The sequence below is a fragment of the Viridibacillus sp. FSL H8-0110 genome, assembly GCF_038003565.1.
GTDB classification, from domain to species: domain Bacteria; phylum Bacillota; class Bacilli; order Bacillales_A; family Planococcaceae; genus Viridibacillus; species Viridibacillus arenosi.
On the sequence record NZ_JBBOPJ010000001.1, the window covers coordinates 575,879 to 598,829 of the forward strand.

Genomic DNA, 22,951 nt, shown 5'->3' on the forward strand with positions numbered 1-22,951 from the left:
TTATGGCTGTTCCTAGCTTTTTTATGATTTTCGGAGTGAGCCTAACTCACTTACAATTGCTTGCATTTCACTTGGGCTAAATGCATCACGTTTCATTACCATTTCATAAAGATAGACAAGGTCCTCGTATTGCTCGGTATCAAAATGCTCTGGTTTCATTGCGTCGGCATTAACCATACGAAGTTTATCTTTGATCATATCAATCATATAGATGACATTCTCAGTAGAGGGTTCAGTTAAATTCATAGGATTCCCTACCTTTCGTTACATACATAGTATCATTTCATGCAATGTATTGAATGTCAATTAAAAATTGATTAAGCTTTTGCAGATTGCTCAGCTTTGTTATTTAATTTTTCTTTTTTCTCTTCTTTTAGCTTTTCTTTAATACGTTTTGTTTCAAAAACAACTATCCCTGATAGGCCAATAAGACCGATTAAGTTTGGAATGGCCATTAAGCCATTTGCAACATCAGAGAATGTCCAAACGATATTAAGTGGAATAGTTGCACCGATAAATACGAAAGCTACGAAAATAATACGATAAACTAAAAGAGCAAACGGATTTTTAAATAAGTACTGGAAGCATTTTTCACCATAATATGCCCATCCTAAAATAGTTGAAGAAGCAAAGAAAATTAACCCGATTGCTACAACAATTGGTCCCCAACTACCTAAGAAGTGACCAAATGCTTGAGTTGTTAGTGCATTTGCTTCTAGTTTTGGATTTGTATAAACACCGGACATAACGATAGTTAAGCCAGTAATTGAGCAGATTAAGAATGTATCAAAGAAAACTTGTGTCATTGAAATAAGTGCTTGTCGTCCAGGTAAATCTGTTTTCGCAGCAGCAGCAGCTATTGGAGCAGAGCCTAGACCAGCTTCATTAGAGAATACTCCTCGAGCAACACCATAGCGAATTGCTGCACCAATTGCTCCACCTGCAGCAGCTTCTCCAGAGAATGCCATTTTAATAATTGTCATAAATGCTTCAGGTACAGCAGTAATATTCATAATAATAATGATTAACCCAGAAGCTAAATAAAAAATAGCCATAACTGGAACAAAAACTGCAGTTACTTTACCAATAGATTGAATTCCACCTAAAATAACAAGGCCAACAAAAATAGTTAAAATAATACCAGTAATCCATGGATCAATTTTAAAAGTAGAATTTACAACCCCGGCAACTGAGTTAGATTGTGTACCATTTCCGATACCAAATGAAGCTAAAACACCAAATAATGCGAATAATACAGCTAGCCATTTCTGTTTAAGACCATGCTCAAGATAGTACATCGGTCCACCAGCCATTTGCCCCTTGGAATCTTTTACGCGGAAGCGAACTGCTAAAATAGCCTCACTATACTTGGTTGCCATACCAAAGAATGCAGAGAACCACATCCAGAATATTGCACCAGGTCCACCGAGAATAACCGCTGTTGCTACACCAACGATATTACCGGTACCAACTGTAGCAGCAAGTGCTGTTGTTAAAGCTTGGAATTGTGAAATATCGCCTTCAGCATCTGTTGCATGTTTTTTAGAGAATACGAGTCTAAGAGCTGTTGGTAATAGTCTAAGTTGTAACACACCCACTCGAATAGTGAGATAAATCCCTGAACCGACAATTAGGACGATTAAGGGGATTCCCCATAGTACGCCTGATATTGATCCTAAAATCTCATTTAACTTATCCATTCAACAATTCCTCCTCATCCACTTTTTGTAAAACATTCCTCCTATTTCTATTAATTTCCCTACTACATACTATTATTCTTAATTTTCTGTCTATAAGTCAAGAAATATTTTTTAAAGAGATTACATTGTATAGCCATCACTTTAGTTTTATTGTTAAAGTATAAGGGCATACTATTTCAAAGGGATTAAATGCAAGGAGGAATTTATAATGTCGAATAAGTTATTTGTAGGAATCGCAATTGGTGCAATTGCTGGAGCAGCAATTAGTATGTTGGATAGGAGTACTCGTGAGAGCACGTGTAGAAAAGCGAAAAGTATTTCAAGTGATGTTAAATACTATGCAAAGAATCGCGATGAATTCGTGGAAAAAGTACAAAATAAAGTGGAAAAGTATCAAACTTTATACGATTCATTTTCAACAGAAAAAGATTATTTAATGGAAAAAGTTGATGAGATTAGAACATATACACCACAAGTGAAAAATCTACTAGCGGATACTAAAAATGCATTTGTATCTTCAACAGAAAAAGAGGAAGAGGAAGATCCTAACATAATTCATCTTTGATCTGAACAAAGGGGGAGAGATCAATGAGTAGAAACAATCGTGATGATTTAAAGTCTTCAACAGTATTTGATAAGATGAAGATGATGCAAATAGAGAAAAAGGGTAAGGATGGGAGAGTTAATGATATAACGACATCTAAAGGTTTTATGATGGAGTTTATACAAAGGATAAAAGATGGAGACATTTCAGGCTTTAGTGCGCAATTAGCGTATTTCTTCCTATTATCTTTTTTCCCATTACTCATTTTTTTAGTGACATTACTGCCGTTTTTAAATATTGATCCAGATCAAATTTATTTGTTTTTGAATGCCATTTTACCTGATCAAGTGTACTCATTGATAAATGGGACAATTAGTGAAGTTTTAGAAAATAGGAATGGTGGATTATTGTCGATAGGTATCATTGGTACGATTTGGTCAGCATCTAAAGGTGTAGATGCGTTGATCAAATCTATAAACCGTTCATATGATAAAAACGAAACAAGGCCCTTCATCATAGCGAGATTTGTGTCTGTTATTTTCACATTTTTATTAGTTGGATTAATCATTGTGGCATTGCTACTATCGGTCTTTGGTAGACAAATCGGTGTTATACTATTCTCTTACTTTGGATTAGCAGTAGATTTCTTAAAGATATGGAATAGCATTCGTTCGATCATACCGCCACTATTGATTTTCACAGTATTAACGACAATGTATTGGATTGTACCTAATATAAAGTTGTATTTACGCAGTGTATTACTCGGTTCGGCTGTTGCGACGGTTGCATGGATAGTATTATCTTACGGATTTTCTTACTATATTAGTAATTTTGCGAATTACTCTGCAACGTATGGTAGTATCGGGGGAATTATCATATTAATGTTATGGTTATATTTCACAGGCATGATTTTAATGGCCAGTGGACAAATTAATGCCATTATGCAAAATAGACTAGAAATATTGGAAGTACGAAAAAAAGAGTGACCTTAAATGGTCACTCTCTTTTTTTATATGTTTTTATTTAATAGTCTCAAACCGTTTAAAATCACTAGAATTGTACTACCTTCATGCCCAATAACACCTAAAGGTAAATCTACTGCTTGTAGGAAGTTTGAGATAATAAGTAAGGCAATGACTGAAATAGAAAATGCAATATTCTGCTTAACAGTTTTCTGCATTTTACGCGACAGTTTAATTGCATAAGCAATTTTAGAAAGGTCATTTTTCATTAATACAACATCAGCTGTCTCTAATGCAACATCTGTTCCTTCACCCATCGCAATCCCTGTAGTAGCTGTTGCTAGTGCAGGTGCATCATTAATACCGTCACCAACCATTCCAACATGTTTGTACTTAGCCATTAAATCCTTCATATGTTGTACTTTTGTTTCAGGCAAACACTCTGCAATATAAGCATCAACACCTGCTTCTTTAGCGATTACTTTAGCGGTATTCTCATTATCCCCAGTTAACATAATTGTGTGAATACCTAGCTCTTTTAGAAGAGCAATTGCGCGTTTTGCTTCTTCACGAACTGTATCTTTCATCGCAGCGATGGCAACAATTCCTTCTTCATCACGTACGAAAATAACCGTTTTGCCTTCATCCGCTAATGTAAGTGCAACCCCATTAGCAAAACGCATTGCGTCTTCACGACCTACGAAATCAGTTTTCCCTACTTTATAAGAAGTGTTATCTACAATTGCTTTCATACCCCAACCAGGAACATCTTCAATTTGAGCTTTATGGAAGGATGTCAGTCCTTGTTGTTTCGCATAAGCTGTAATCGATTGAGCAAGTGGGTGATTGGATTGTGATTCAATACCAGCGACTATAGAGAGCATGTGTTGTTGATCAATACCTTCACGAACTATAAACTCAGTGACAATTGGTTTACCTCGTGTAAGTGTTCCTGTTTTATCAAATGCGATAGCGTTTAATACACTTAAATTTTCTAAGTGAACGCCACCTTTAAATAGAATACCGCTTTTTGCACCATTAGAAATGGCCGAAAGTGTAGCTGGCATTATTGATGCCACAAGAGCACAAGGTGATGCAACAACTAGTAATACCATTGCGCGATAAAAAGTAGTTGTCCAATCCCAATCAAGTAAGAAGTGGGGGATGAACATCATTAGCAAAACAGCGATTAATACAAATTTTACATAAGTACCTTCAAATCGTTCAATAAATTGCTGAGAGGGAGATTTTTCATCTTGAGCAGATTGTACAAGGTCAATGATTTTCTGGAATAGTGATTCGGAGTTTGGTTTCGTCATTTCCATAGTCACTGCACCACTCATATTGACAGTCCCTGCAAATACTTCGTCACCTTCAAGCTTTGTAACAGGTATTGCTTCGCCGCTAATAGCAGCCTCATCAATTGCGGTAGTACCTTCAAAAATCACTCCATCAGCTGGAACTCTTTCACCTGGTTTAATAAAGAGATGGTCACCTTTTTTTAAAGTAGAAACAGAGACGCGAGTTAGTTCTCCTTGTTCATTTACTAACCATGCTTCTTCAGGTTGTAAATTCATAAGTGCTGAAATTTCCTTATGACTTTTATTCATTGCGTATGTTTCAAGTGCACCACTTACTGCGAATATAAAGATTAAAATTGCGCCTTCAGTCCAATAACCAATAATTGCTGAACCGATTGCTGCTAAAATCATAAGGAATTCTACATTTAGTTCCTTATTAGCAATTGTTTCTTCAACACCTTCTTTTGCTTTTGCGAAGCCACCAATTATAAATGCAAGAACATAAACAAGTATGGATAAAGTGTTCAGATCATTTTTACCTAGTAGCCAAGCAATTAAAATGAAGACTCCTGAAGCTAGAGCTGCGATTAGTTCAGCGTGTTCTTTCGTATTCTCAATTAGCGGGTACTTTTGTTGTTTTATAGATTCCATTGTTATACCTCCTGATAATGAATATCAATATCAAAACCTTTATTAATCAACAAAACTGGCTTACCACAAGGGATTACCAGTTACTTTTACAATCATTTTTAATTTAGAATTATTATAACATAGAGATGATAATTGGGGAAGTGGATTGTTTAATAAATGTTAGTTTAAGAGAAAATGTACATGTAGAAAATAAAAAAACTCTCGAAAACTATAAATAGTCTTCGAGAGTTTCATAAAGATTCTATTAAAATACGCGTTCAGCGTGTAGTGCTAATTTATCAAGAGATGATTTTTGAACATCTGCGTGTAATGAGTTACCGTGAGAATCCATTGTTACGACAGCTGTGAAACCTTCAACTGATAAGTGCCACATTGCTTCTGGAATACCGAACTCCATTAAGTCTACACCATCGACTGATTTGATACAGTCAGCATAGTATTGTGCAGCACCACCGATTGCATTTAAGTAAACGCCACCGTGTTCAGCTAAAGCAGCAAGTGTTTTTGGTCCCATACCGCCTTTACCCATAACTGCGCGGATACCGAATTTTTTCATAATATCGCCTTGGTAAGGTTCTTCACGGATAGAAGTTGTTGGACCAGCAGCTTTTACTGTCCAGTGATCATTTTCATCTTTTGCCATTACAGGACCACAGTGATATACGATTTGTCCGTTTAAATCGACTGGAGCGTCATGACTCATTAAGTGATGGTGGATAGCGTCACGGCCAGTATACATACGACCAGTGATTTTAACTACATCACCAACGTTTAATGAACGAATTTGTTCTTCAGAGATTGGTGCTGTTAATTCAACAACTTTTTTCTCCGATTTTGGTTCTTCTGTTTGTGGTTCTTCTTTGAACGAGATTTTCTCGCCGTCTTGGTAATGCCAGTTTTTGATTTCACCAGTAGTAGCATCAACATCGATTGCCATACGACGGTAAGCCCAACAGTTATAAGCTACAGATACGTAGAATGATGCTGGGATACGGTTCATAACGCCAACTTTACAGCCAAGTAATGTTGCTTCACCACCGAAGCCCATTGTACCGATACCTAATGTATTAGCTTTTTCAAGTATGTAATCTTCTAATTTAGCTAAATCAGGATTTGGATTTGTATCATCAACATGACGGAATAGTTGTTCTTTTGCTAAATCATATCCAGATGAGCGGTCTCCACCAATCCCAACACCGATGAATCCAGCTGAACAGCCTTGTCCTTGTGCTTGGTATACAGAGTGAAGAACACATTTACGGATACCATCTAAGTCACGACCAGCGCGTCCAAGTCCTTCTAATTCAGTTGGTAAGCTGTATTGAATATTTTTGTTTTCACAGCCGCCACCTTTTAAGATTAACTTAATTTCGATGAAGTCATTTTCCCATTGTTCAAATTTCATAACAGGAAGACCTTCACCTAAGTTATCACCACTGTTTGCGCCAGTTAATGAGTCTACTGAGTTTGGACGAAGTTTAGCATCAGCAGTAGCACTAGCGATTGCTTTTTTGATGACCTTTTTAATTTCAATTTGGTTTACACCAACAGGAGTTTTTATCTTGAATGTTGGAAGTCCAGTATCTTGACAGATAGGTGAAATATTATCGTCAGCCATATGAATGTTAGTAGCGATTGTATCTAAACTCATAGCAGCGCGAGTACCAGCATTTTCAGCATCTTTCGCTTTTTTTATTGCGCGGCGTACATCTTTTGGTAAGTTTGTAGATGTTTCAGTTACTAAATCATAAATGCTTTGTTCAAGCTTTTCTAAATTCATGTGAATTGCCCCCTCAAATAAGGAAATGTTTTAATTCCATACTCATTATACCCTTTTCAAAATATGAAAAAAAGAGCGTGAATTCACGCTCTTTTTTAAACTGATAAAAATGATAGAAATTATTCGTTTTCACTGATTAGTTTTCAGGTCTGTCATTGAATTGATCCATTTTTTCTTCTAAATCGTCCATCATCTGAATAAGGCGATCGATATCTTCTAATTCAGTAGTTTCAGGGTCAATTGCGTCTAGAACTTCTAAAAAGATTTGAAGACGTTCTTTTAGGTAGGTCACTTGCTGATCTTTATCTGTAATTGATTTACCCATCATTACACCTCATTTCTTCTACCCAATAGTAGCTGATTTGTATAGTTTTTTCAATTGAATTACGGAAATACTAGGACTTATTAAATGTTTTAATGTTATTTGTATTTAGAAAATTTACATTATTTAAGTATTATGATAAAGTGAATATAAGAATAGGAAAGGAGAATAATTAGTAAAGCAAATTGAAAATCTTGTAGTAGAGGGAGGGAGATAGCAGTTAACGGCGAACTACCGCTAAGGATTTAAAGGCAACTGCAAATTAAATGAATATTAGTCATTGTTAGAGGGCTCAGTACACATGTTATCAATGTGAACTGGGCCTTCATTTTTTATGGAAAAAATCATATCAGCTTCCAACTGAATTATGATAATATTGTACAAGAATTAAGTAGTACTTAAATTGATATAAATTCGCAAGGAGGAAGAAATGGAGCATAGTATTAATTTTGAAAAGAGAAGATTTTGGATTTTGGTAATTATGGTCTCCATTTCGGGCTTCTCTCAAGGTATGTTATTGCCGCTTGTGTCGGTAATTTTTGAGCAGGATGGTGTTTCTTCTGCTTTGAATGGTTTGAATGCAACAGGTTTATATATCGGAACATTATTAATAGCTCCTTTTATCGAACAACCGTTACGCAAGTTTGGGTATAAACCAATTATTGTGATAGGTGGAGCACTTGTCTTTTTATCTTTACTCATGTTTCCGTTATGGAAAAGTATAACGTTCTGGTTTATATTACGATTGCTGATCGGTATTGGGGATCACGCATTGCATTATGCAACACAAACGTGGATTACAAGTACGGCACCAGCAAATCGACTTGGTAAAAGCATCGCTATTTATGGCTTATCTTTTGGTCTAGGTTTTGCAGTCGGACCTTTATTTGTACCATTGATGAACGTTTTCGAGGCACTACCATTTATCGTGTCATCGGCTCTTTGTTTAGTAGCATGGTCACTTATTTTCTTATTGAAAAATGAGCGTCCAGAGTCAATTCAAATGACAAATGTAGATGAAAAAGCATGGGGACGTTATGTATCGACCATGAGATATGCTTGGGTAGCATTTTTACCACCATTTTGTTATGGCTTTTTAGAATCATCATTAAATGCATTGTTCCCGGTTTATGCACTACGACTATCATTTGATGTATCAATGTTATCTTTTATTTTAGCAGCTTTCTCAGCGGGGGGGATTATTTCTCAAGTCCCATTAGGTATGCTTGGAGATAAGATTGGACGTCGTAGAATCCTATTAATTGCCTTAGCGGGTGGGGGAATGATTTTCGGAATCGGCAGCTTTCTTGAGGGATCTGAAATTTTGGTAGCTGTTGTCTTTTTATGTGCAGGGTTATTTGCAGGGTCATTATTCTCATTAGGAATTACATATATGACAGATTTAACTCCAAAAGAATTGTTGCCAACTGGCAATTTACTATGTGGTATATTTTTTAGCTTAGGTAGCTTGAGTGGGCCATTTTTAGGCGGACTTTATTTACAATTTGTAACGCAATATAGCTTCCTTTTACTTGTATCAATCATGTTACTCAGTGTGTTTTTCATTTCTTTAATTGGTGGAAGAACTGTAAAGTGAGTTATATAGTTGCGGGTCTTTGTTATTTTTTATGTAACAAAGACTTTTTGCTTGAAAAATTAAGAAAAAAATCAGAATTCCTTTATGCTTCCTTCATTTCTATTTGGTTTAATAGAAGTGAAAGGAGATGTTGCATGTGAAGAAAAGAAAGTTGAATTTAAGAGTTAAATTAGTGATGGCTCTATTAGTATTATGTTTATTATGGATTGCTAATTTATTTATAAATGATGATAGGCAACAAGTAACACAGGCAGAACCGGGGCTATTTAGTGAAAATGCCATTTTAGTTGATTTAAATAGTGGAAAGGTTTTGCTTGATAAACAAAGTGAAATGGAAATTTATCCTGCATCTTTAACGAAAATGATGACCGCCATTGTAGCAATAGAGAACTTACCTGATTTAGAACAACGGATTACCATTCCGAGTGCGATGTTCGATAAGATTCGTGCTGAAAATGCCTCTGTAGCAGGGTTTGTTGCACAAGAACAGGTTACAGTACGTGATTTATTATACGGTAATTTGTTACCTTCTGGAGCAGATGCGTCGATTAGCTTAGCTATTGCTGTTTCAGGTTCAGAGAAAGGCTTTGTAAAGTTAATGAATGACAAGGCAAATAAACTTGGAATGAATGATACGCACTTTATGAATGCAACAGGTTTACAAGATAATAAGCACTTTTCGACTGTTAAGGATTTATCGAAATTACTACGTTATGCTTTACAGGATGAAACATTCTATAAGGTGTTTACGGCAAAGCATTATACTACTTCGGCAACAAATGTACATCCAGATGGCATTACTTTTAATAGCTCAATGTTTGAAAAGCTACCCTCCACCACTATTGAAGGTGGAACGATTTTAGGTGGCAAAACAGGCTATACAGATAAAGCAGGGCTTTGTTTGGCGAGTTTAGCTGAGAAAGATGGTAAGCAGTATATATTCATTACTACGGGAGCACCTGGAGATCATAATACGGAGCAGTTTCATATGACGGATGCTCTATCAGTTTATAATCAAATATTCTAATGATTCGGATTGTACTTGTGAGTGCGATCCTTTTTTCGTTGCGGCAGTGATGTTGTCACTATATGATGAAGATAGTGAATAATTTGAATATAGTGGAATAGGAAGTGTGTAATGATTATTGAGACAAGAGAAAAAGTTGATTTCGAAAAAGTTTGGCAAGAAGGGATGAAAGATTGGTCAGGGAAGATGCCAGAGCGCATGGTCAATGATGCTTTAGAAGAGCAGTTTTGGGCTCAATATATTGAAAAAAATGCTGGTAAAGAGACAGATCCTTATGCAGAGGGTATCTTTCAAACCATTGCAAAGTTCATTGAGCAAACTGATACGGTTCTAGAAATTGGACCTGGATGGGGGAATTATACATTTCCACTTGCTAACCACGTTGAGAAGCTTACTTGTGTAGATAGTTCTGCAAGTATGATTCATTATTTGCAAAACAAATGTGATTCCGATAATTATAACAATATTTCCTTTATTCATGAGAAGTGGGAGGATTATAATAGAACTGAGCAATATGATATTGTTTTTGGAATGAATTGTTTTTATCGCATATATGAAATAAAGAGAGCGCTACAACAAATACATAATAGTGCCAAGAAGTTAGCCATCATTGGTGTGACTTTTGCACCGATGCGGCCGCATTATATAGATTTACAAAATAACTTTGGTTATTCGCTGAAGTATCCAAGAAGAGACTATATAGATTTGATGAATATTCTTTATGAATTGGATATTCATGCAAATTGTCAAATAGTAGATTTGGAGAAAACGTATACGTATAATTCTTATGACGAGATGATTGATGCCAACAGTGTAAAGTTATTGACGCCAAATGTTGGGCGGTCGCAAGTTGAGGAAGCTGTGCAGAAGTATGTTGAATACAATAAAGGTAAATATATTTATAAGCATCAATTTAAAGCTGCTCTTTTATATTGGAGTCCTAGTAGTCTATAAAGAAGAAAGCCGTCCTCATTAAATTGAGGACGGCTTTTGTCTGTTTATTTTAGCTTGAATTGTGCAATCGATGATTTTAATGAATTAATTTCATTCGATAACTGCGCTGCAGATTTAGCTACAATATCCATGACATGTTGCTGTTCATCAACTGAAGCAAATACCTCTGTAGAAGCTTTGGCATTTTGATCACTTATTTCAGCAATGCTTTCAATTGCAAAAGTGAACATCTCAGTAGAAGCCATTAATATATTGACGCTCTCTGTGACGTTTTCGATGGATGTAATGATAGTACCTACATTCGATTTAATATCTTCAAATGACATTTCTGTATTTGAAACAGCTACATTTTGTTCTTTGACAATCAAAGATGTTTTGTCAATTTCTTGGTTTGCAAGTAAGGTTTCCTGTTCAATACCACGTAACGTTTGTTGAACACTTTCCGTGGATGCTGCAGTCTGTTCAGCTAGTTTTCTGACTTCGTTTGCTACAACAGCAAACCCTTTACCATGTTCACCAGCTCTAGCAGCTTCAATGCTTGCATTAAGAGCTAGTAAATTTGTTTGAGCAGAGATTTGATTAATCGTTTGTATAATATTTTCAATATCCTTCATTTTAGAAGATAGGGATTGGAATACTTTTTGTACATGTTCTACTAGGTCAGCTGATTTTGTCGATTTCTCTTTTAATAATGATAAATTATTAAGCCCTTGCTCATTGGAGTGTTGCATCTGTTCTGAAGATTGCTGCATAAACTCGTTTTTTTGATATAGATTTTTTATTTGTTCTGAGATACCAATAATGACTCGTTTTGTTTCCTCTGCGTCTCTTGCTTGCTGTAATGATCCAGCTGAGACATCCGATACAGCACGTGTAATTTCTGTTGTAGAGGCAGTTGCCTCTTCGGATACAGCGGTTAATGTTGATGAGGCATCTTGTATATCATTTGTTGTGGTATTTACTTCACTTATTAATGTTTTTAGTTGTGTTACCATCACATCAAAATGAGTATTCAATTGCCCTAACTCATCTCCGCGATTTACTTCATGTAATTGGACAGTTAAGTCACCAGTAGAAATTTTCTTTACCTTATTTGTTAGTCTTAAAATGGGAGTACCAAAATGTTTAGCTAATAAGTACATAATAATAGTCGCGATGATAAGTGACACCGCAAAGGATACACCCATGACGACAAGTAAATTTTGTGCGGATGAGTTAAAGTCTTTTTTGTAGCTTCCGGCACTTACAACCCAACCCCAGTGTGGGTCGATATCAGCATATGTAATTTTTTCAGCAAGCTTTTTTTCATCATCAGGTAGATGGAATGGATATTCTACAAAACCACCACCGTCTTTTGCATTTTTAATGATTTTTTGAATAAAATATTGTCCACTACTATCTTTTAACTCCCACGATTGTTGATTTTCAATATTAGGATGGGCAAGCATTAAGCCATCTTCTTGCAAAATGAAATTATAACCACTTTCTCCTAAGTTACCAGGATATGTAATCTCTCTATGTCCATCCGCTGTCTTTTTACCGATGATTTGAACCTTAACAGCTTCTTGCGCATCCTCTAGGGACAAGTTTCCTTTTTGTACTTCAGCATCTAGTGAAGCAATTAACTGCATCGTCGATTGGACACTGTTTTTAACAATCGTTTCACCTAATTTATCCATATTAGATTTTGCGCTTTGATAACTGAAAAAACCAATAATAATACATGGTATTGCGACAAGAAGTAACGAATTTAACATGAGCTTCCATTGAATAGAGTTACGTATCCTTTGCATTGAGAACCCTCCTGCATTGTAAAAAATCTGTTAATACTATTATGGATTCGTAAACTATGATAATCAATGAGAAAAAATGCAGAAAAATGTAATAATTTGTCGAAAAGTAGATATAAATGTGTTATTTTAGTAAATTGTACTGTGTTGTAAGTAGGGAAATGGACTTTTTTTATTAAAATGATTTAGGAGTTTAAATCTATGGAAGGGGGTAATAAGTAATGATAAAAAAGATTGAAGCTCATAAGAACTTCAATCTTTTTAATGGATTATTTCAATGTTAATAATGTGACTGATTCAACATGCGCTGTTTGGGGAAACATGTCAATCGGTTGAATATATTGAATGTCATATACTTTTGTAAGCTCCTGTAAGTCCTTTGCTAAAGTCGATGGATTACAAGAAGTATATACAAATCGTTTTGGTTTAACTTGTAAAATTGTATTTAGAAGGCTTGGTGCTAGACCTGTTCTTGGAGGATCTACTGTCAGTACATCTGGCACGAACTTTTCTTTGCGCCATTTGGCTAACCATTCTTCAGCAGAGCCTGTCACGTATTTAACATGGTCAAAACCATGCTTTTTCGCGTTCAGCTTAGCATCTTGAATACTTTCAGGAATAATATCCATCCCACGTACTTCTTTTGCGTCCTTTGCCAACCAAAGGCCGATTGTACCAACGCCGCAATAAGCGTCAACAACAGTTTCTTTGCCTGTTAAAGCAGCTGCTTTTTTAATCTCATTATAGAGATGAACAGTTTGTGTAGGGTTAAGTTGGAAGAATGCACGTGCTGATAAATCAAAAGCAAGTTCACCAAGTTCTTCATGAATTGTATCTTTTCCAGTTAGTGTATATGTCTCGTCACCGAATATTAATGAAGTTTTTTCAGCATTAATATTTTGTACGATGGATACGACAGCTGGATCAATTTGTTTTAATCGTTCAACAAGCACTTCTTTTTTAGGGAAGTTTTTTCGCGTAGTAATAAGCACGAGTTGAACTTCACCGGTCTTTATTCCAGTACGAACAACAATTGTACGTACAATTCCTTTTGAGCGACCATCGTAAATGGGGATGTTAAGTTCATCTAAAATACGTTTTGTAGCCGTTGTGACTTTCGTTGTTGCAGGATGTTGTACAACGCACTCTTCTATGTTCAATAGTTTATGGCTATTGGCAGAATACAAACCAGCTAGTACTTTATTTCCAGGCTTCCGTACTTGGAATTGGCTTTTATTTCGGTAATGCCAAGGATCTTCCATGCCCATTGTAGGACGCACATTGATTTTGTTTGCTTGTGATTTTACATACTTTGTTAGAGCTTGAACGATGACATCTCGTTTTGCTGCTAACTGTCCTTTGTATGTTATATGTTGTAATTGGCAACCGCCACATTCCTCATAAACTGGACATGGTGGTGTTTGGCGTATCGGTGATTTTTTGTGAATTTTCACAACTTCCGCTTCTGCAAAGTTTCGATTTACTTTTGTCACTTGTGCAATGACGTCCTCACCAGGAAGAGCGCCTTTGACGAAAACTACGTTCCGCTTATAATAGCCGATTCCTTCACCATTAATGCCGAGCCTTTTAATTGTTATATTAAGTTTTTGTCCCATTTCCATAATTGATTGTTGCGTCAAAAATTACACGTCCTTTTTCGCTATGTCCATTCATTATAACGAACGGTCGTGTGTTTTGAAAGAACCAGCTAAACCAGCTTCTTTGTTTACAAGATTATTAATGGAATCAAATCGATAGCCTTTCTTGCGTGCAGCTTCGATGAATTTTGGTAAAGCTTCCGCATTATCAGGCGACACTGTATGCATGAGGACGATGGCACCAGGATGTAGCTGTGACATAAGGTTATCATATGAATATTTCCAGCCTTGAGGTTTGTCAGCAAGCCAGTCTTTAAAGGCAACTGACCAGAAAATGTGTCGGTAGCCAGCATCATTTCCTACTTGAAGTAGTTTTTCGTTAAATGAGCCTTCAGGTGGTCTTGCAAAAATAGTTCGTTCAACTTTTGTAATCTCTCTTAGCTTATCATCGAATTTCTTCCATTCCTTTAATATTTCTTCTTCACTTATTCTGGCCATATTTGGGTGCCCATATGAGTGGTTACCAATATCATGACCTTCTTCAATCATGCGCTTAACAAGTGGGGTAGCACTCGTTAAATAATGACCTGTCAGGAAAAATGTCGCTTGAATTTTTTCCTTTTTTAAAGTGTCCAGTATGCTTGCTGTATAGCCATTTTCATAGCCGTTATCGAAAGTTAGATAAATAACCTTTTCATCAGGACTTCCTTTATAAAGGGCGCCGTATTTCTCTAAGGTTTGATCAAATGCTGCTCCAGCTTCTGCTGGTTGTTCGTTTTGAGCTTTTTTAAAACCCCAATGAAGTTCATCTGCAAAAGCGCTAAATGGATTGACGATGGCACCAATAAAAACAATAGCACTTGCAATGACGACTCCGAGCAAATGGTTTTTCCACATATTTAACGCAACCTTTCTATTTTTAAGGTAGGTTGCGCCAAGGAACGTTCTTTATGCGTACAAATTTTCTAAGGCCGCTTCAAGTGTTGGGTATTCAAAATGAAAGTTTTCTGTTAGTAAAACTTTCGGTAAAACCTGCTGTCCTTCTAAAACGAGATTACTTTTTTCCCCTAATGCAATTTTTAGTAAAAATGACGGAGTAGGAAACCAATGTGGTCTACTTAGAACAGAGGCTATCATTTCTCCTACTTGCTTCATCCGAATTGGATTAGGTGATGTTATGTTAAATGGGCCAACAATTTGGTCATTTTCTAATGCAAAACATAATGCAGATGCAACATCTTTGACATGAACCCAAGATACCCATTGTGAGCCAGAACCAACTGTACCACCTACATAAAGTTTATAAGGTAAAACCATTAGAGAAAGTGCACTAGAATCTTTACCTAAGATGACACCGAAACGTGCCATTGCTACACGGACTCCAAAGTTTTCGGCTTTTTTTGCTTCTTGCTCCCAGTGTTTGACTGTTTTACCTAAAAAGTCTTTTGCGACTTGAGATGAGCCTTCTGTGTAGGTTGCAGCTTTTGAAGATGGATAGATGCCAATTGCACTAGCATTAATCAGTACTTTAGGTTTCACATCAAGTGTTTCAATAATACGTAGAACTTCTTTTGTAGCAGAGATGCGACTGTCGTAAATGTCCTTTTTACGCTTATCTGTCCAACGACCTTCATTTAATGAAGTACCAGCTAGATTAATAAAGGCATCTATACTTTGTAAATGTTCTTCAGGCATTGCATTTTCTGTTAGCCATTGTATATAGTGAATACCATTTGCTTCATAGCTTTTTTTTCGCGTTAAGATAAAAACGTCATGACCTTGTTGTTGTAAAAGTTTTGTAAGCTCACGACCTACAAAACCTGTGCCACCTGCAATTGCAATTTTCATAATTTTGTCGTCCCTCCATGTATGATTGGTCAGTGAAAAAACATGAACTATTTGAATGCTCTAATCAGATCAAGTGTATTAGCTTTCCATACATATGTATGCTTTCATTATATGTAAGTATAGATGAAATGAAGGTAACTTAGAAAAGATGTATACTATATTTAAGTGAAGGAGTGTTTCGATGACTCGAGTAATCACAAAAATTACGCGCCAAAAGAAAAATCAAGAGCGCTATAATATCTTTTTAAATGAAGAATACGCTTTTAGTGTTGATGAAACCATTTTAATTCAGTTTGGCCTGACAAAAGGAAAAGTGATTGAAGGGCTCGAGCTAGATGAGATTGCCTTTGATGATGAAATTCAAAGAGCATATAATCGTGCACTGGGCTTTTTGAGTTATCAAATGCGCAGTGAATATGAAGTAAGAAAGAAGCTTCTTGACTTAGAATTTGGAGAGGCTGTTATTCAAGAGGCAATTCAAAAATTAAATAAACATGGCTTCTTAAATGATGCCACATATACAAAAGCACTTCTTGAAACGAAGAAGAAGACTGCAAAAAAAGGTCCTCGTGCAATTAGACAAGATATGCAGAAAAAAGGTATAGATAAAAAGTTACAGGAAGAAGTACTTGAAACCTTTTCTGAGGAAGAGCAGCTTAGCATTGCCTTGAAGCTAGGAGAGAAGGTAGCTTTTTCTGAACGACGTAAAACACCGACTCAAGTAAAACAGAAAATTCAAGATAACTTAATGCGAAAAGGCTATTCCTTTGCGATAATAGAGCAAGTGCTTGAACAAATTGAATTTTCACGAGAAGATGATGAATGGCAACAAATGATTCAAGTACAAGGTGACAAAGCATGGCGTAAATATGCTACGAAATATAGCGGATATGATCTGCATATGCGTGTAAAGCAAACTCTATATCAAAAAGGCTTTCCTGCTAATATTATAGAAACTTTCATAGAAGAGAAGGAGCAAGAAAATGGATAAAAAATATAGCGATATGACACCATCAGAATTACGAACAGAAATCGCAACATTAAAAGAAAAGGCGAGAAAAGCAGAGCAACTAGGCATTCTCAATGAATTTGCCGTTTATGAACGAAAAGCATTGATGGCGCAAGCATTTTTATTGAACCCAGATGATTTCAAACCAGGCGAAATGTATCGTATTGAAGGTGATCCAGGTGTGTTCTTCCAATTGGAATACTTAAAAGGACGCTTTGGATGGGGATATCGACTTGGTGGTGATCATTATGAAGAAGCATTACCAATCTCAATGTTAACACCAGTAAAGGAAGGTATGTAAATTGGAATCAATAGTAGATCAACTTGTATTGGAACTAAAAGATAGTAATGAATTATTAACAGAAGAACGTGCACGCGTGTGGATTGAATTATTATGGTCTGATTTTGAAGCGACATATGCAAAAGCAGGTTATGATTATCAAGGTGCTGAAATGACGGAGAAAATTATTCGCCAATGGATTCAAGGCTATGGTCATCAACTACATGAATTCGCAGGACGTAATCCAAAATACGCTCACTTACTAGACGCAACTGACAACTGATTACAATAAACTGACCGCTACGTTATTATGTAGCGGTCAGTTTATTGAGGGTGTTTATTAGTTGATAGCATTTTTAAAATGAGATGCTTGATTGAAAATTGATAAGCTTATATTTATAATGCTCATCAAGCAATTTCATTAGAAACAATAAAAGCTGCCGATTTCGGCAGCTTTTCTAAAGGTTTGATAAGTTAGTGCAACAGTTGGATTGCTGAACGGGCCGCTTCAGCATTTAAGTTAATCCACAACCAGTTTTTTCCGTAGTTTGTCTTCGCTAAATATCCAGCCTGTGTAGGATTGGATAACATCATGATTGTCGTTTAGTAGTGCGACGGCTACGAATGGATAATGATTTTCGCTTCGATAACGTAGATCGATTAACCGTACTTCATGGTAATTATTTTCAAGCTCACTTACTTCCCAACGATATAACGGAGAGAATGATACGAATGCAGCTAAATTGGAATCTTCTAACGCTGCGTGGAATAATGGAGTGTCTGGTAGTGGTTCTATTGGGAATTTATCATATACGGTGATAGACCGCCCATAAGCTCGTCCGACATAGTGAGTGGAGCTTGAGTTTACTGCAACACGCCATTGGAAAAAGCGCATTGTTGGTGAAAGTATTATTTTCTCGGCATCTGGAATGGTATTTTTAACAGCATGCTTAACTGCTTGCTGTAAGGTAAAGCGGATTAAATAGTAAATCACAATAATGCAATACAAACTGGTTATTGTCCAAACGGGATCAGAACCAAACGCCCATAGCATTAGTGCTATTACATGTAATCCGAAAATTATAGGATCGAATGTATTAATAACACCGAGCGCAATCCATTTCTTTGATAGTGGCCGAAATGCTTGTGTTCCATAAGCGTTAAAAATATCAACAAAAACGTGAAGAAAAACAGCCAAAAATGTCCAAAGCCATAGATGTAATATATTGGCACCTTGAAATAACAAAGATAACACGCCTGTGATTAGAATAGGCCATAATATAACAGCGGGAATTGAATGTGTAATCCCTCGATGGTGCCGAATATAGACAGCATTATTACGCAGTTTTAAAACTGTATCGATATCGGGTGCTTGTGATCCAATGATTGTTGCTGTAATAACTGCAGCTGTTGTCATGGAACTACCTGCTACTACTGGGTCAGCTAATGCTAAACCACCTAGTGCAATACCCATTACTAAATGTGTACCTGAATCCAAAAATAATCAGCTCCTTAAATATTGGGAGAGAAATTGTTTCAATTTTATTAGATAAAATTATCAGTTGGTTTACATTTTATAGCTTTATGCATTTTTAAAATAAATCGAAAATACCTAGGAGGAAAAAGTGTACTATCAATATAAACATCAATTCCAACAAGCATTAGTCGAGTGGTTTAAAAAAGAAAAACGGGATTTACCGTGGAGAAAAACGAAAGACCCTTATAAAATTTGGGTATCAGAAGTAATGCTTCAACAGACAAGAGTCGACACGGTTATCCCATATTATGAACGATTTTTAAGTGAATTTCCAACAATTCGACATTTGGCAGATGCTCCAGAGGAGAAGTTGTTGAAGCAATGGGAAGGATTAGGATATTATTCACGTGCACGCAATTTACAAGCTGGTGTTCGAGAAGTAGTCGAAAATTATAACAGCAAAGTACCTGACAATCGACCAGAAATTTCTAAACTAAAAGGTGTTGGGCCATATACTGCAGGAGCGGTTCTTAGTATTGCCTATAATAAAGCAGAGCATGCTGTTGATGGCAATGTTATGCGTGTTCTAAGCAGAGTTTTACTAATTGAAGAAGATATTGCACTTCCCAAGACTAAAAAAACGTTTGAAAATGCTGTTATGGAACTCATTGATCCAATTCATCCATCCGAATTTAATCAAGGGTTAATGGAGTTAGGTGCGATGATTTGTACTCCGACCTCTCCAAAGTGTTTATTATGCCCAGTACGAGAATTTTGTACAGCTTTCAATGAGGGCAATCCGGAGAAGCTACCTATTAAAACGAAAAAAATAAAGATGAAGCACATTCCATATGACGTGTATGTTGTGAGAAATACTAAAGGCCAATTTTTAATCGAAAAGCGTCCTGAAAAAGGACTACTAGCGAATATGTGGCAATTTCCAATGATTGAGCAAAAAAATGATACCGATACTACAAACGAAACGACATTAGCAGAACAATATAGCTTAAACTTATTATCACGCGAAAAATTAACTTCATTCAAACATATTTTTTCACATTTAACTTGGCATATAGAAAGTTACTTTGTTAGTTGTGAGGAGCAACAAATCATACCTAATAATTGCCAATGGTTTACGGTTGAAGAGATGGCTGCTTTGCCAATGCCAGTACCAATGCAAAAAGTGTGGCAAAGATATCAAATCGAATCATCAAATTTATAAAGGAAATATTACCAAGAATAAATATCTCCAAGCTACGCAAATTAGATAGCACGGAGGTGATTTCCATGAAAAAGAATCAAAACAGTGCAAACAAGTCACAAAATAATGCGCAAAACAACGCGCAAAACATGTTTGAGGAGTTTGGAGCTGAAACTGATTTCAGCGAAGTAGCAAAGCAAAATAATAAAGCTGAGCAAAACAAGCAAAAAGCTTCGGGTAAATTTGCTAAGAATAATCAAAATAACTCGAACTAATCATGGGACACACCCTAATGAGCGAAGGCTTTTGGCCTTCGCTTATTTTTTGCTACAAGTTTTTATTCATGATTGTTATAATGTTAAGCAAAGAGCGCTTTTCCAATAAGTGTTTATCGAAAAGGTGGGCATTAGCATGGCGATTCCATTAGAAGGTGAAACAATACAAATACATAGTTATAAACACAATGGCCGTATCCACCGTGTCTGGCAAGAAACGATGGTATTGAAAGGCACAAAAAATATAGTCATCGGAGCGAATGAACGTACACTCGTAACGGAGGCGGATGGTAGAACATGGTTAACACGTGAACCGTCCATTTGTTACTTTCATGCAGAGCACTGGTTTAATATTATTTGTATGTTGAGAGAAGATGGAGTATATTACTACTGTAATATGAGCTCTCCATTTGTTTTTGATAATAACGCTATTAAGTATATTGACTATGACCTAGATGTAAAAGTGTTTCCCGATATGTCTTATACTTTACTTGATGAAGATGAGTATGAACAACATAAAAAGGAAATGAGTTATCCATCTGTAATTGATCAAATATTGAAATCAAATGTTGATAAGTTACTTAGTTGGATTCACCAAAGACGTGGACCATTTGCGCCTGACTTTATAGAGGCTTGGACGAGCCGTTATCAATTTCAAAGAAAGCTTCATGATAATGACTAATAAATGCCTGTTGGTGAAAACCAGCAGGCTTTTCGCTTGAAAAGGGAGTGACTTTTTGGACAGTATTAAACGCTATATGCGATTCGTAAAGCCTTATAATTGGGAGATTCTATTAACACTTGTTATAGGAATTGTTAAATTCGCAATCCCATTATTTATTCCGATATTAATCAAAATTGTAATTGATGATATTGTGATGGCCGAAAATTTAACAAACGATGAAAAAACGTTACAGCTTTTCTATTGGCTTGGCGGGACAGCTGTTGTATTTTTTGTTTTAAGACCACCGATAGAATATTATCGTCAGTATTTTGCTCAGCATGTGAGTAATAAGATATTATATGATATTCGCAAAGAATTGTATGGACATCTCCAAAAACTAAGCATGAACTATTATGCAAATTCACGTGCTGGTGAAATTATTTCCCGTGTCATTAATGATGTGGAGCAAACTAAGAATTTTATCATGACTGGTCTGATGAATGTTTGGCTGGATTTAGCAACAATTCTAATCGCTATTGGGATTATGCTAACATTAGATGTGAAATTGACGTTAGTAACGTTAATCGTCTTTCCATTCTACGCGTTTTGTGTAAAATATTTTTTCGGTAGATTACGTGATTTAACACGCAAACGCTCACAAGCATTAGCAGGAGTACAAAGCTATTTACATGAACGTGTTCAAGGAATGAGCATTATAAAAAGCTTCACATTAGAGAAGCATGAACAGAAAATTTTCGATGAGACAAACGGGGAGTTTTTAGACAAGGCACTTGATCAAACCAAATGGAATGCTAAAGCTTTTGCTGTGATTAATACGATTACTGAAGTAGCTCCGTTACTCGTTATTGGTTTTGCAGGTTATATGGTTATTCAAGGCCCCCTTTCTGTTGGTGCGATGGTAGCGTTTGTTGCTTATATCGATCGCCTATATGGACCATTACGTAGACTTGTAACTTCTTCAACGACATTAACTCAATCAATCGCCTCGATGGATCGTGTATTTGAGTTGATAGATGAGAAATACGATGTAGAAAACCAACCAAATGCCGCTGCACTACCTCCACTAAAAGGGGAAGTACAATTTGAAAAAGTATCATTCCGATATACTGAAGATGAACAGAAAGTATTGAACAATGTAAGCTTTAACATTCAAGCAGGTCAAACAATTGCGCTAGTTGGAATGAGTGGTGGAGGTAAATCCACGATAGTCGGACTAATACCTCGATTTTACGACGTGGTGGAAGGTGCTATAAAAGTTGACGGAATTGATATTAGAGAGGCAACAATCCATTCGTTACGCTCACAAATTGGAATCGTACTCCAAGATAATATTTTATTTAGCGATTCTGTTAAATCAAATATTTTAATGGGACGTCCAGATGCATCTAATGAGGAAGTAATTGCAGCAGCCAAGGCAGCTAATGCTCATGACTTCATCATGTCACTACCAGAAGGGTACGATACGAAAGTTGGAGAACGTGGTGTTAAATTATCTGGTGGACAAAAACAACGAGTTGCTATAGCCAGAGTCTTTTTGAAAAATCCACCGATTCTTATTCTGGATGAAGCCACATCAGCTTTAGATTTAGAAAGTGAATCACTAATTCAAGAATCGTTAGACAAGTTAGCTCATGATAGAACAACAATCGTTGTAGCTCACCGCTTATCAACAATCACACATGCCGATCAGATTCTAGTTATAGATCATGGTGAACTAAAAGAACAAGGTACACATGAGCAACTGATAGAACAACAAGGAATTTATCATAACCTGTTCCATATGCAAAGACTAGATGCATAATGAAGATGAAAAAAAGACTTCTCATTTATGGGAAGTCTTTTTTTGTTATAAAAATACTTAAATATGAAAAGTATTGCAATTTTTCAAATTAACAGTATAAAATAGATAAAAAGAATTGAATATTTAGAAAATATCGAATTATCGAATTA

At 36.1% G+C, this 22,951-nt stretch carries 22 protein-coding genes; 12 read left to right on the top strand and 10 right to left on the bottom strand.

Features of this window, described 5'->3' with window-relative positions:
• Nucleotides 1-21: 21 nt before the first annotated feature.
• On the bottom strand, nt 22-246 hold the full coding sequence (locus tag MHH98_RS02825) for a DUF1128 domain-containing protein (RefSeq protein ID WP_038178574.1): 225 nt from the start codon (nt 244-246) through the stop codon (nt 22-24).
• 71 nt (nt 247-317) lie between these two features.
• Nucleotides 318-1,700: an alanine/glycine:cation symporter family protein gene (locus MHH98_RS02830; RefSeq protein WP_076035142.1), complete on the bottom strand. Its 1,383-nt coding sequence runs from the start codon at nt 1,698-1,700 to the stop codon at nt 318-320.
• Between the two features lie 208 nt (nt 1,701-1,908).
• Between MHH98_RS02830 and MHH98_RS02835 the strand changes: the two genes are divergently transcribed.
• Complete coding sequence (locus MHH98_RS02835) at nt 1,909-2,265, top strand: hypothetical protein (RefSeq protein ID WP_038178572.1); 357 nt, start codon at nt 1,909-1,911, stop codon at nt 2,263-2,265.
• 23 nt (nt 2,266-2,288) lie between these two features.
• Nucleotides 2,289-3,230 (top strand): YihY/virulence factor BrkB family protein, encoded by a 942-nt coding sequence (locus MHH98_RS02840; RefSeq protein ID WP_051448533.1) that lies wholly within the window; start codon nt 2,289-2,291, stop codon nt 3,228-3,230.
• A 23-nt stretch (nt 3,231-3,253) separates the two neighbouring features.
• Here the strand turns inward: MHH98_RS02840 and MHH98_RS02845 are convergent, their stop codons facing one another.
• From MHH98_RS02845 to MHH98_RS02855, 3 genes are all read right to left on the bottom strand, one after another.
• Complete coding sequence (locus MHH98_RS02845; RefSeq protein ID WP_038178570.1) at nt 3,254-5,158, bottom strand: heavy metal translocating P-type ATPase; 1,905 nt, start codon at nt 5,156-5,158, stop codon at nt 3,254-3,256.
• Nucleotides 5,159-5,402: 244 nt separating this feature from the next.
• Nucleotides 5,403-6,938 carry a fumarate hydratase gene (locus tag MHH98_RS02850; RefSeq protein ID WP_038178568.1) on the bottom strand — a complete coding sequence of 512 codons (1,536 nt, stop codon included), beginning with the start codon at nt 6,936-6,938 and terminating at the stop codon, nt 5,403-5,405.
• Between the two features lie 136 nt (nt 6,939-7,074).
• Complete coding sequence (locus MHH98_RS02855) at nt 7,075-7,263, bottom strand: SE1561 family protein (RefSeq protein WP_038178566.1); 189 nt, start codon at nt 7,261-7,263, stop codon at nt 7,075-7,077.
• A gap of 427 nt (nt 7,264-7,690) precedes the next feature.
• Here MHH98_RS02855 and MHH98_RS02860 point away from each other — a divergent pair, with 427 nt between their 5' ends.
• The 3 genes from MHH98_RS02860 (at nt 7,691) to MHH98_RS02870 (ending at nt 10,838) form a co-directional block, all read left to right on the top strand.
• Nucleotides 7,691-8,857, top strand: a complete 1,167-nt coding sequence (locus tag MHH98_RS02860) for an MFS transporter (RefSeq protein ID WP_179078291.1) — start codon at nt 7,691-7,693, stop codon at nt 8,855-8,857.
• Nucleotides 8,858-8,993: 136 nt separating this feature from the next.
• Nucleotides 8,994-9,884, top strand: coding sequence for a D-alanyl-D-alanine carboxypeptidase family protein (locus MHH98_RS02865; RefSeq protein WP_235175655.1), 891 nt, complete (start codon nt 8,994-8,996; stop codon nt 9,882-9,884).
• Nucleotides 9,885-9,995: 111 nt separating this feature from the next.
• The gene (locus tag MHH98_RS02870) at nt 9,996-10,838 is read left to right on the top strand and encodes a class I SAM-dependent methyltransferase (protein WP_038178562.1); all 843 of its coding nucleotides are present in this window, start codon (nt 9,996-9,998) and stop codon (nt 10,836-10,838) included.
• Nucleotides 10,839-10,882: 44 nt separating this feature from the next.
• Here the strand turns inward: MHH98_RS02870 and MHH98_RS02875 are convergent, their stop codons facing one another.
• The 4 genes from MHH98_RS02875 to MHH98_RS02890 form a co-directional block, all read right to left on the bottom strand.
• The gene (locus MHH98_RS02875; protein WP_038178560.1) at nt 10,883-12,631 is read right to left on the bottom strand and encodes a methyl-accepting chemotaxis protein; all 1,749 of its coding nucleotides are present in this window, start codon (nt 12,629-12,631) and stop codon (nt 10,883-10,885) included.
• A gap of 266 nt (nt 12,632-12,897) precedes the next feature.
• Nucleotides 12,898-14,268, bottom strand: coding sequence for a 23S rRNA (uracil(1939)-C(5))-methyltransferase RlmD (gene rlmD / locus MHH98_RS02880; protein ID WP_143691088.1), 1,371 nt, complete (start codon nt 14,266-14,268; stop codon nt 12,898-12,900).
• 33 nt (nt 14,269-14,301) lie between these two features.
• On the bottom strand, nt 14,302-15,123 hold the full coding sequence (locus MHH98_RS02885) for a polysaccharide deacetylase family protein (RefSeq protein WP_076035137.1): 822 nt from the start codon (nt 15,121-15,123) through the stop codon (nt 14,302-14,304).
• A 51-nt stretch (nt 15,124-15,174) separates the two neighbouring features.
• Nucleotides 15,175-16,074, bottom strand: coding sequence for a TIGR01777 family oxidoreductase (locus MHH98_RS02890; protein WP_076035136.1), 900 nt, complete (start codon nt 16,072-16,074; stop codon nt 15,175-15,177).
• A 181-nt stretch (nt 16,075-16,255) separates the two neighbouring features.
• On the opposite strand from MHH98_RS02890, the gene recX reads away from it, so the two are divergent.
• From recX to MHH98_RS02905, 3 genes are read left to right on the top strand one after another with little or no spacing between them, the layout of a single operon-like run.
• Nucleotides 16,256-17,065: a recombination regulator RecX gene (gene recX / locus MHH98_RS02895; protein ID WP_038178554.1), complete on the top strand. Its 810-nt coding sequence runs from the start codon at nt 16,256-16,258 to the stop codon at nt 17,063-17,065.
• Nucleotides 17,058-17,384: a YfhH family protein gene (locus tag MHH98_RS02900; protein WP_038178552.1), complete on the top strand. Its 327-nt coding sequence runs from the start codon at nt 17,058-17,060 to the stop codon at nt 17,382-17,384. Before recX ends, MHH98_RS02900 begins: the two co-directional genes overlap by 8 nt.
• A 1-nt stretch (nt 17,385) precedes the next feature.
• A complete protein-coding gene (locus MHH98_RS02905; protein ID WP_038178550.1) occupies nt 17,386-17,646 on the top strand; it encodes a YfhJ family protein in 261 nt (86 codons plus the stop codon).
• A 237-nt stretch (nt 17,647-17,883) separates the two neighbouring features.
• On the opposite strand, the gene MHH98_RS02910 is transcribed toward MHH98_RS02905, so the two are convergent.
• Nucleotides 17,884-18,861, bottom strand: a complete 978-nt coding sequence (locus MHH98_RS02910) for a metal-dependent hydrolase (protein WP_076035135.1) — start codon at nt 18,859-18,861, stop codon at nt 17,884-17,886.
• A 127-nt stretch (nt 18,862-18,988) separates the two neighbouring features.
• On the opposite strand from MHH98_RS02910, the gene mutY reads away from it, so the two are divergent.
• The 4 genes from mutY to MHH98_RS02930 all read left to right on the top strand — a co-directional run bounded on the left by mutY (nt 18,989) and on the right by MHH98_RS02930 (nt 22,802).
• On the top strand, nt 18,989-20,062 hold the full coding sequence (gene mutY, locus MHH98_RS02915; RefSeq protein WP_076035134.1) for an A/G-specific adenine glycosylase: 1,074 nt from the start codon (nt 18,989-18,991) through the stop codon (nt 20,060-20,062).
• 65 nt (nt 20,063-20,127) lie between these two features.
• Complete coding sequence (locus MHH98_RS02920; protein ID WP_038178545.1) at nt 20,128-20,316, top strand: gamma-type small acid-soluble spore protein; 189 nt, start codon at nt 20,128-20,130, stop codon at nt 20,314-20,316.
• Nucleotides 20,317-20,452: 136 nt separating this feature from the next.
• A complete protein-coding gene (gene ntdP / locus MHH98_RS02925) occupies nt 20,453-20,998 on the top strand; it encodes a nucleoside tri-diphosphate phosphatase (protein ID WP_038178543.1) in 546 nt (181 codons plus the stop codon).
• A 55-nt stretch (nt 20,999-21,053) separates the two neighbouring features.
• Nucleotides 21,054-22,802, top strand: a complete 1,749-nt coding sequence (locus tag MHH98_RS02930) for an ABC transporter ATP-binding protein (RefSeq protein WP_076065918.1) — start codon at nt 21,054-21,056, stop codon at nt 22,800-22,802.
• Nucleotides 22,803-22,951: the final 149 nt, after the last annotated feature.

Bases quoted from the DNA above. Each gene is read 5' to 3' on its own strand.
- MHH98_RS02890 (WP_076035136.1), bottom strand. From the start codon at position 16,074: ATGAAAATTGCAATTGCAGGTGGCACAGGTTTTGTAGGTCGTGAGCTT.
- recX (WP_038178554.1), top strand. From the start codon at position 16,256: ATGACTCGAGTAATCACAAAAATTACGCGCCAAAAGAAAAATCAAGAG.
- MHH98_RS02840 (WP_051448533.1), top strand. From the start codon at position 2,289: ATGAGTAGAAACAATCGTGATGATTTAAAGTCTTCAACAGTATTTGAT.
- MHH98_RS02885 (WP_076035137.1), bottom strand. From the start codon at position 15,123: ATGTGGAAAAACCATTTGCTCGGAGTCGTCATTGCAAGTGCTATTGTT.
- MHH98_RS02900 (WP_038178552.1), top strand. From the start codon at position 17,058: ATGGATAAAAAATATAGCGATATGACACCATCAGAATTACGAACAGAA.
- ntdP (WP_038178543.1), top strand. From the start codon at position 20,453: ATGGCGATTCCATTAGAAGGTGAAACAATACAAATACATAGTTATAAA.
- MHH98_RS02835 (WP_038178572.1), top strand. From the start codon at position 1,909: ATGTCGAATAAGTTATTTGTAGGAATCGCAATTGGTGCAATTGCTGGA.
- MHH98_RS02920 (WP_038178545.1), top strand. From the start codon at position 20,128: ATGAAAAAGAATCAAAACAGTGCAAACAAGTCACAAAATAATGCGCAA.
- MHH98_RS02850 (WP_038178568.1), bottom strand. From the start codon at position 6,938: ATGAATTTAGAAAAGCTTGAACAAAGCATTTATGATTTAGTAACTGAA.
- MHH98_RS02870 (WP_038178562.1), top strand. From the start codon at position 9,996: ATGATTATTGAGACAAGAGAAAAAGTTGATTTCGAAAAAGTTTGGCAA.
- MHH98_RS02855 (WP_038178566.1), bottom strand. From the start codon at position 7,263: ATGGGTAAATCAATTACAGATAAAGATCAGCAAGTGACCTACCTAAAA.
- MHH98_RS02860 (WP_179078291.1), top strand. From the start codon at position 7,691: ATGGAGCATAGTATTAATTTTGAAAAGAGAAGATTTTGGATTTTGGTA.
- MHH98_RS02875 (WP_038178560.1), bottom strand. From the start codon at position 12,631: ATGCAAAGGATACGTAACTCTATTCAATGGAAGCTCATGTTAAATTCG.
- MHH98_RS02830 (WP_076035142.1), bottom strand. From the start codon at position 1,700: ATGGATAAGTTAAATGAGATTTTAGGATCAATATCAGGCGTACTATGG.
- MHH98_RS02825 (WP_038178574.1), bottom strand. From the start codon at position 246: ATGAATTTAACTGAACCCTCTACTGAGAATGTCATCTATATGATTGAT.
- MHH98_RS02845 (WP_038178570.1), bottom strand. From the start codon at position 5,158: ATGGAATCTATAAAACAACAAAAGTACCCGCTAATTGAGAATACGAAA.